Annotated in this window: 7 protein-coding genes; 2 read left to right on the forward strand and 5 right to left on the reverse strand. The window is 51.4% G+C overall.

All coding sequences use genetic code 11. The features are described from left to right. Window positions 1-37: 37 nt before the first annotated feature. From bchB to ACN4EG_RS26670, 3 genes are all read right to left on the reverse strand, one after another. Window positions 38-1564: a ferredoxin:protochlorophyllide reductase (ATP-dependent) subunit B gene (gene bchB, locus ACN4EG_RS26660; protein ID WP_431633319.1), complete on the reverse strand. Its 1527-nt coding sequence runs from the start codon at window positions 1562-1564 to the stop codon at window positions 38-40. Between the two features lie 331 nt (window positions 1565-1895). Next, on the reverse strand, window positions 1896-2633 hold the full coding sequence (gene rph / locus ACN4EG_RS26665; RefSeq protein ID WP_431633320.1) for a ribonuclease PH: 738 nt from the start codon (window positions 2631-2633) through the stop codon (window positions 1896-1898). Between the two features lie 202 nt (window positions 2634-2835). After that, window positions 2836-3387 (reverse strand): adenylate kinase, encoded by a 552-nt coding sequence (locus tag ACN4EG_RS26670; protein ID WP_431633321.1) that lies wholly within the window; start codon window positions 3385-3387, stop codon window positions 2836-2838. Window positions 3388-3823: 436 nt separating this feature from the next. Here ACN4EG_RS26670 and ACN4EG_RS26675 point away from each other — a divergent pair, with 436 nt between their 5' ends. Next, a complete protein-coding gene (locus tag ACN4EG_RS26675; RefSeq protein WP_431633322.1) occupies window positions 3824-4360 on the forward strand; it encodes a P-loop NTPase family protein in 537 nt (178 codons plus the stop codon). 121 nt (window positions 4361-4481) lie between these two features. Next, the gene (gene dcd / locus ACN4EG_RS26680) at window positions 4482-5063 is read left to right on the forward strand and encodes a dCTP deaminase (RefSeq protein WP_431633323.1); all 582 of its coding nucleotides are present in this window, start codon (window positions 4482-4484) and stop codon (window positions 5061-5063) included. 367 nt (window positions 5064-5430) lie between these two features. On the opposite strand, the gene xseB is transcribed toward dcd, so the two are convergent. Continuing rightward, entirely contained in the window at window positions 5431-5673 is a 243-nt protein-coding gene (gene xseB / locus ACN4EG_RS26685; RefSeq protein WP_431633324.1) for an exodeoxyribonuclease VII small subunit, read from the reverse strand. 73 nt (window positions 5674-5746) lie between these two features. Continuing rightward, window positions 5747-7000, reverse strand: coding sequence for an exodeoxyribonuclease VII large subunit (gene xseA / locus ACN4EG_RS26690; RefSeq protein WP_431633325.1), 1254 nt, complete (start codon window positions 6998-7000; stop codon window positions 5747-5749). Between the last annotated feature and the right edge of the window lie 292 nt (window positions 7001-7292).

A 7292-nucleotide genomic window follows, 5' to 3' on the forward strand; every position in this document is an offset into this window, starting at 1 on the left:
CCCTACCCAATTGGGATTTTATTTATACGCTGTTCCCTTACGCACCAACGGCTTCCTTGGCAGCGTAGAGCACCTCAGCGGTGATTTCCGAAAGACCCCGATCGCGGGCAAATTTCTCGGTATTGCGTTTGACTTTGCCCCGCACAAAGCCGGGAATTTTATTCAGTTCCGCTAAGCCATCCTTGCTCCAGTTCATTTCGGAATCACTGGACAAGCCTTTGGTAATGACTTCCTTGGTATCGTGGCCCCCGAAGATTTCCAGCAGGTGATCTTCCATCCCTAGCGTGAAAGAGTTGTAGATTAGATCCACCAGTTGATTAGTGCCTTCGTAGCCCAACATCGGCTTATAGCCGATCGGGAAATTCTGCACATGGATGGGCGCAGAAATGACACCGCAGGGAGTATTCAACCGTTTCCCCACATGACGTTCCATTTGGGTACCGAAAATGGCCGCTGGTTCTACCCGAGCCACTGCATCACCCACGACGGTATGGTCATCGGTGATGAGAATTTCGTCGCAATATTCCGACACTTCATTGCGGAACCATTCTTCATCGTATTTGCAGAAGGTGCCCGCCCAGACGACGTGAATGCCCATTTCCCGCGCCAGAATTTTGGTGACGGCGGCGGCGTGGGTAGCATCGCCATAGACCACCGCTTTTTTGCCTGTTAGGTTTTGGCAGTCGATCGATCGAGAGAACCAAGCCGCTTGGGAGACAAATCGCGTTTGCTCGTCGATGAATTCTTCGTAATTGACATCCACACCGCGATCGTTGAGCAGCTTCTGAATGGCGCGGATAAAGCGAGCCGTTTCCACCACACCCATTGGGGTGATGTCGATACAGGGCATGCCAAAGGTTTGTTCTAAATACTGGGCGGTCATCGGTCCCAATTCACGGTAGGGCGCGATGTTGAACCAGGCACGGGAGAGATTCTTCAGTTCATGGACGGAAGCACCATCGGGGATCACTGCATTCACGGTGATTCCGAGGTCTTTCATCAATCGTTTGAGTTCCGTGCAGTCATGGTTATTGTGGAACGCGAGGGTGGAAATTCCCAAAATATTGACCGACGGTTCTGCAGTTTTGTCCTGGGGGAGTTCGCCTTTTTTTCGAGCCTTTTCGGTGTAGAACTCGATGATTTGGTGCAGAGTCCGATCGGCGGCTTGCAGTTCATTGACCCGATAGTGGTTCACATCCGCCAGCAGCACATCACTCTTGGCGTCAAGGCTGGCCCGATCTACAAAGTTTTGCAAGTCCTCTTGCAGGATGCTGGAGGTGCAGGTCGGCGTCAGGACAATTAAGTCGGGGTGTTCTTCGCGATCCTTTCGGGTGATATTGTCCACCACTTTTTCTTGGGATCCCCGCGCTAATACGTTGCGATCGACCACACTGGCCGTGACAGGTGTAAAGTTGCGATCGCGTTCTAGCATCGATCTCATGACATTGAAATAATCATCGCCTAAGGGCGCATGCATAATTGCATGGACATTTTTAAACGAACTAGCCACCCGTAGGGTGCCGATGTGCGCAGGGCCTGCATACATCCAGTAGGCCAATTTCATACAAATCTCTCCAAACTAAGCGCAGTGAAGCTCCAGAGCTGACGGGATATGCAGAGGCTCAACTGAAAAGCGCAGTGAAGTTGAGAAAAACAGTCGCTCTGCACGGCCTGTTCCTTTCTTATACCTTGCCGAGTTTGACGGACTCAATTGTTGTGACGCTATACGAAACGATTCTTAGTGTTCCGTAACCAATTGTGGAGGCAATACTCTCAGCAGGTGGACAATGGCAACTCAACCGAGATCGCGTAATTGAGCTCGATCACGGTTGCTGCAAGTTGATGACTGACTCTTCGATCCTGCCCCCTAGATGAACTTCTTAGAAAGAAGCCCTCTAGCAACTGAGGGCATAGAGGGGCTGCTTTACTTTCCGTTGTAATAGGAAGAGTTCTTGAATGCCTTGATCAGCCAGATCCAAAATTTGGTTGAGTTGGCGACGGCTGAAGCTGCCTGATTCTGCTGTGCCTTGGACTTCAATGATCCCGCCTTCTTCGTTCATGACAATGTTGGAATCAATATCAGCCCGCACATCTTCTAGATAATCCAAATCCAGAAAAGCTTCGTCATCAATTAGCCCTACGGAAACCGCCGCCACTTGGTGGATTAAGGGAGACGTTTCTAAAATGTCGCGAGTGAGCAGGGAGTCGATCGCATCTTGGAGCGCCACAAAGGCTCCAGTGATAGCAGTGGTACGGGTACCACCATCGGCTTGCAACACATCCGCATCTACGATTAACGTCCGTTCCCCCAGTTTTTCCATATCCAACGTCGATCGCAAACTACGACCAATCAGACGTTGAATTTCCTGGGTGCGGCCCGACAGTTTCATAAATTCCCGATCGCAGCGATCGTGGGTGGCTCCGGGGAGCATGCGATATTCTGCCGTCAGCCACCCTTGACCCTTGCCTTCTAAAAAGCGGGGCACTTTTTCCTGGATGCAGACCGTACACAGCACATGGGTATCTCCACATTTTGCCAAGACTGATCCCGCTGCATGTTTTGTAAAACCCCGCTCAAAACTCACTGGACGGAGTTGATCGGGTTGCCGACCGTCAGGACGCTGCCAAACCATGACCCATTCCTCAAGACGCTGGCAATAGGATAACAGGGGAACTCCCAGACCTGCCGTAAAGGAGACATAAAAAATCTCCCCAGGATTGCAGAGGATGGATGGGTGGGAGGGTAGGAGGGTGCGAGGAGGAGGGTAGGAGGGTGCGAGGGTAGGAGGGTGCGAGGAGGAGGGTCGGGAATGCTATTTTTAGTCGCTCCCTGACTTAGGTCGGCAATTGATCTACGATCGCTTGGGTGACGGTTTCAATGGCTTGGTGGCCATCTACGCGGAGTAATTTGCTGCGCCATTCGTAATAGTCCAGCATGGGCATGGTGATTTCTTGGTGCAGGGCAATTCGCCGCTCGATCGCTTCGTGGTTATCATCTTCGCGGGCACGGCTGAGCGATCGATGCAGCAAAATGTCGGGGGCCACTTCTAAGGAAATGGCAAAGGTAAGGGATTGCTGCAAACTATCCAGCAAAAAATCCAGTTCTTCTGCTTGAAAGGCCGTGCGGGGATAACCTTCTAAGATCCACCCGTTTGCGACATCAGGACGCAGCAACCGCATCTTGATGTATTCAATCATCAACTCATCGGGCACCAGTTCTCCCTTTTCCACATAGGTGCTGACAGTTTTGCCAATTTCCGTTGCCGCCGCGATCGCATCCCGGAGCACTTCCCCTGTAGAAACGACGGTAACAGCTAGCTGCTCGGCGAGGCGTTGGGCTTGGGTGCTGCGACCGGAACCGGGGCCTCCCAGAATAATTAGGCGCATGGCGATCGCTCCTCTGACTGCTGGACATGGGTTAGGGTTGCATGACTATTTTATGCAGTCCCCTTCCAGATGATCCGCCGTGATTTTGCGAAAGATGTGGCTCAGCCCTAGCTTGACAAGGTCGATAGAATAATAAGTACAAGAGTTCTATTGACACTCCTCCGTATCTAGTGTTTCATATCGCCAGTGGGGTGGTTTTTGCACTATATGTGTCTCAACATCTGTCTCACAGTGAGTCTTAATCTGGATCTTGCTAGATGTGTTTAGGTTTGATTTTTAGGCATCATTTCTAGACACAAGCTTTAGCTGCAAGATTTGAGACATTTCTGTGTTGGCGTGCCTGGGATCCAGTGGTTGACTCAAGTCCATCCTCAGTGCTCTACCTGTCCTATCGCCTATTTCAGTTCAGCCCCCTCGTTTCGTTCAACCTTGTCCTATGGTTTCTCAACTACAGCGTCCTGCCGTTGGCACATCCCGATCGCTTAATCTGTCGATCGAGGGATTAGTCCAAGTCTTTACCTGTCCTCACCGCAGCTTTTTTACGAGTGTGATGGCGCAGGCGTTGCGCATTGCGGGACAGGGAACCCCGGTGCTGGTGGTGCAGTTTATGAAAGGGGGCATCGGTCAGGGCTACGATCGGCCCATGCAACTGGGTCAGCATCTCGACTGGGTGCGGTGTGGCATTACTCGCTGTCTAGATACCCCCCAAGTGACTGAAGAAGAAGCCCATGCGCTCATTGACCTGTGGCAATACACCAAACGCATGGTCTATGACGAGCAATATGACCTAGTGGTACTGGATGAGCTGAGTGTGGCGATGCAGTTTGGCCTGATTCCGCCGATGGAAGTTTTAGATTTCATTCGCAAACGGCCTAAGCATGTGGATGTGATTTTGACGGGGCCGGATATGCCGGAGGTGATTTTGGATGTGGCGGATCAAATTACGGAACTTCGCCGCAGCCATCAGCCCTAGGGTTTAGGTTTGAGGGGAATCATTTTGCCCAGAGTGCGCTACTAAACAGTTTGCCAGTTGCTGGTTCACCATCCAGCATTTCACGATCGACCTTATCTACATTCGACCTTGTCTACAGAACATGATTAAGAACGACACTTGGATTCAGGAAATGGCCGCAGAGGGCTTGATTGAGCCGTTTGAGCCGCAGTTGGTACGCCGTGTGGAAGGCAGTCCTGTGATTTCCTATGGCTTGAGCAGTTATGGTTATGATTTGCGTCTCTCGCCCAATGAGTTTCGTATTTTCCGTCATGTTCCGGGGACTGTTGTTGATCCGAAGAATTTCAATCCTGAAAATCTTGAACCAGCAAAACTTCACAAGGATGATCAGGGTGAATTTTTCATTTTGCCTGCCCATTCCTACGGTTTAGGAGTTGCTTTGGAGCGCATTGCGGTTCCTGATAATGTGACGGTGATTTGCATTGGTAAATCGACTTACGCTCGCATTGGTCTAATTGCTAACTTAACCCCTGCTGAGGCTGGTTGGCGCGGGCATTTGACCTTGGAGTTTTCTAATTCTTCTAGCGCTGATTGCCGGATTTATGCCAATGAGGGCATTGTGCAGTTGTTGTTCTTTGAGGGTGCGCCCTGTGCGGTGAGTTATCAAACCCGCAATGGGAAGTATCAGGATCAGTTGCAGCAAGTGACCCTGGCTCGGGTGTAGGGGGAGGTTGCTCGTCTAGCGTTAATGAGTTTGATGTCGTCATGGGGCTCGATCGTTGGGGCTGATCCGCAGCAAAGATCGGGGAACTTCTCCCCTCAAAGCAGTTTACTCTGGCATGGCGTCAGAGAAACCACCTTGCCCCCTGCCCTGTCAGGGGACTCTACTCCCCCGACACCCAAGTGAATTCTCCATCAACGGACAGGGGATTTGTGGGGGACAATTTTACTGATCGAACTCACGTTAGAAGTTAGAAAAATAAGTTTGTCCGTGGAAGTGTGATTCTTGAAGTTTGTGACGATCGCTGTTTTCTAACTAGAAAGACGCGATCGTTTTTCTTTGCGACGGTACGACAGCAGGGGCAGCACCATCAAAAATCTGGTTCATCGGTTAAACTTTCGATCAGTAAGTCCACTTGACTTTGCCGATCGGCTAAAAAACGATCGCACTGCTTCAAATGTTCGACTGCGACGGTGAACTGATCGAAGACCTCGGCTAAATCTAAATCCCCCGATTCAATCAACGCTAGAATTTCTTCCACTTGGCTGACGGTTGTTTCATAGTTCCAATTTTCTGGTAGCGTTTCCGTTTTGGTTTTCCGTTTAGCTGCCATGATGTCCTCCCTATGACTTGACAAGTTGATTGACTGATTGATGGAATAGGTTTGAATCAGCGATCGCCGTTTCCTATTTCACCTCTGTAATTTGAGCCATTATTGAACCTTGGGTCAGGTTGACTTCGATCGATTGTCCTACCTGTACTTGCTGGCTCGATCGCACAATTTCCCCCTCTGCCCTGACCACGGCATAGCCCCGCTTTAATACGGCATTGGGATCTAAGGTGGTTAACTTTTCCTGTAACAATTTCTGGTGTTGTTGGGCTTGTTGTAATTGTTGCTGCATGGATTGAACCATCTGCTTTTTGAGCCAACGGAGGCGCTGCTGTTCCTGGTGCAATTGCCGATCGGGGCGAACACGGGTCAACCGATCGCGCAACCGCATCAGACGGATCTGTTGATCGGCGATCGCGGCTTGCATGGCATCCTGTAATGCCTGTAGGCGATCGTGGTGGGCGATCGCTAAATCCACTAAGCAGGGCACAACGGCTTCCGCCGCTGCCGTGGGCGTGTGGGCGCAATAATCCGCCGCTAAATCCGCCAGCGACTCATCCCGTTCATGGCCAATCCCCGCAATCACGGGAATATCGCACAGCGCCACCGCCCGCACCACCCGCTCATCGTTAAAACAGGCCAAATCCTCCGCTGCCCCGCCGCCCCGCGCCAAAATTAAGATCTCCGCCCGTCCATCCGCTTCTACACGCTCGATCGCTGCGGCAATCGACGCTGGAGCCGTTTCCCCCTGCACGATCGCCGGAGACAGCAACACCTGCAACCCAGGATACCGACTACGCAAAGTTTTTTGGATATCGCCCCAAGCCGCCGCATTGGGAGAAGTGACCACGGCGATCGTCTGGGGATGGGTAGGCAGGGGCCGTTTGCGATCGGGATCAAATAAACCCTCCGCTGCAAGGCGATCGTACAGTTGCCGGAACCGCAGCGCTTGCAACCCCGCCCCCGCTGGCAAAATCTGATAGACCTGAAGTTGATAGCGACTCTGCTGAATATAGGTTTTCACCTCGCCCAGGGCAATCACCTGTTCCCCCGCACTAGGAAGGGTTTGCAGGCGATGGGCGTAACTATTCCAGGCCACACAGAGCAGCGACTGCTTGCCGATGGGATCTTGCAGGGTAAAGTGAATGCCCTTCGCACTTTGATTGACGCTGGACACTTCCCCCAGAACCCAAACCTGTCGTAAATTCGGATCCAGTTCCAGAGACTCCTTAATATAAGTCGTCACCCCCGCCACGGTCAGCGTCCCCTTTGGCAACCCGGAGTCAGCCTCATCAAGGGAATCTATGTGCGATCGTAGGTCATCCAACATAGACAAGCACCGAAACAACTAAGGCAACAGCGTACTAATAACAATCCCAGGTAGATGGGTAGATGGGTAGGTGGGTAGAGGGGTGAAGGGGTGGAGGGGTAGGTGGGTGGAGGGGTAGATGCGTTAGGAATATTATTTCTTAGCAAGTCCCTAACTTAACGAAATTAAGTTCGCTGTACAAAACAAACATTAGAGTTGTTGGGAAATAAAACCAGCTCTGGGACAGGGTTTGCCCTGACTGTTATCTAACTTATGCTGCATCTAAGTAGAAGTTCCACAAGCCTGCTGCGTT

This window comes from Alkalinema pantanalense CENA528 (genome assembly GCF_050753345.1).
GTDB lineage: Bacteria > Cyanobacteriota > Cyanobacteriia > Leptolyngbyales > Leptolyngbyaceae > Alkalinema > Alkalinema pantanalense.

Coding starts and splice junctions, on each gene's coding strand:
- bchB (WP_431633319.1), bottom strand. CDS start 1,564: ATGAAATTGGCCTACTGGATGTATGCAGGCCCTGCGCACATCGGCACC.
- rph (WP_431633320.1), bottom strand. CDS start 2,633: ATGGTTTGGCAGCGTCCTGACGGTCGGCAACCCGATCAACTCCGTCCA.
- ACN4EG_RS26670 (WP_431633321.1), bottom strand. CDS start 3,387: ATGCGCCTAATTATTCTGGGAGGCCCCGGTTCCGGTCGCAGCACCCAA.
- ACN4EG_RS26675 (WP_431633322.1), top strand. CDS start 3,824: ATGGTTTCTCAACTACAGCGTCCTGCCGTTGGCACATCCCGATCGCTT.
- dcd (WP_431633323.1), top strand. CDS start 4,482: ATGATTAAGAACGACACTTGGATTCAGGAAATGGCCGCAGAGGGCTTG.
- xseB (WP_431633324.1), bottom strand. CDS start 5,673: ATGGCAGCTAAACGGAAAACCAAAACGGAAACGCTACCAGAAAATTGG.
- xseA (WP_431633325.1), bottom strand. CDS start 7,000: ATGTTGGATGACCTACGATCGCACATAGATTCCCTTGATGAGGCTGAC.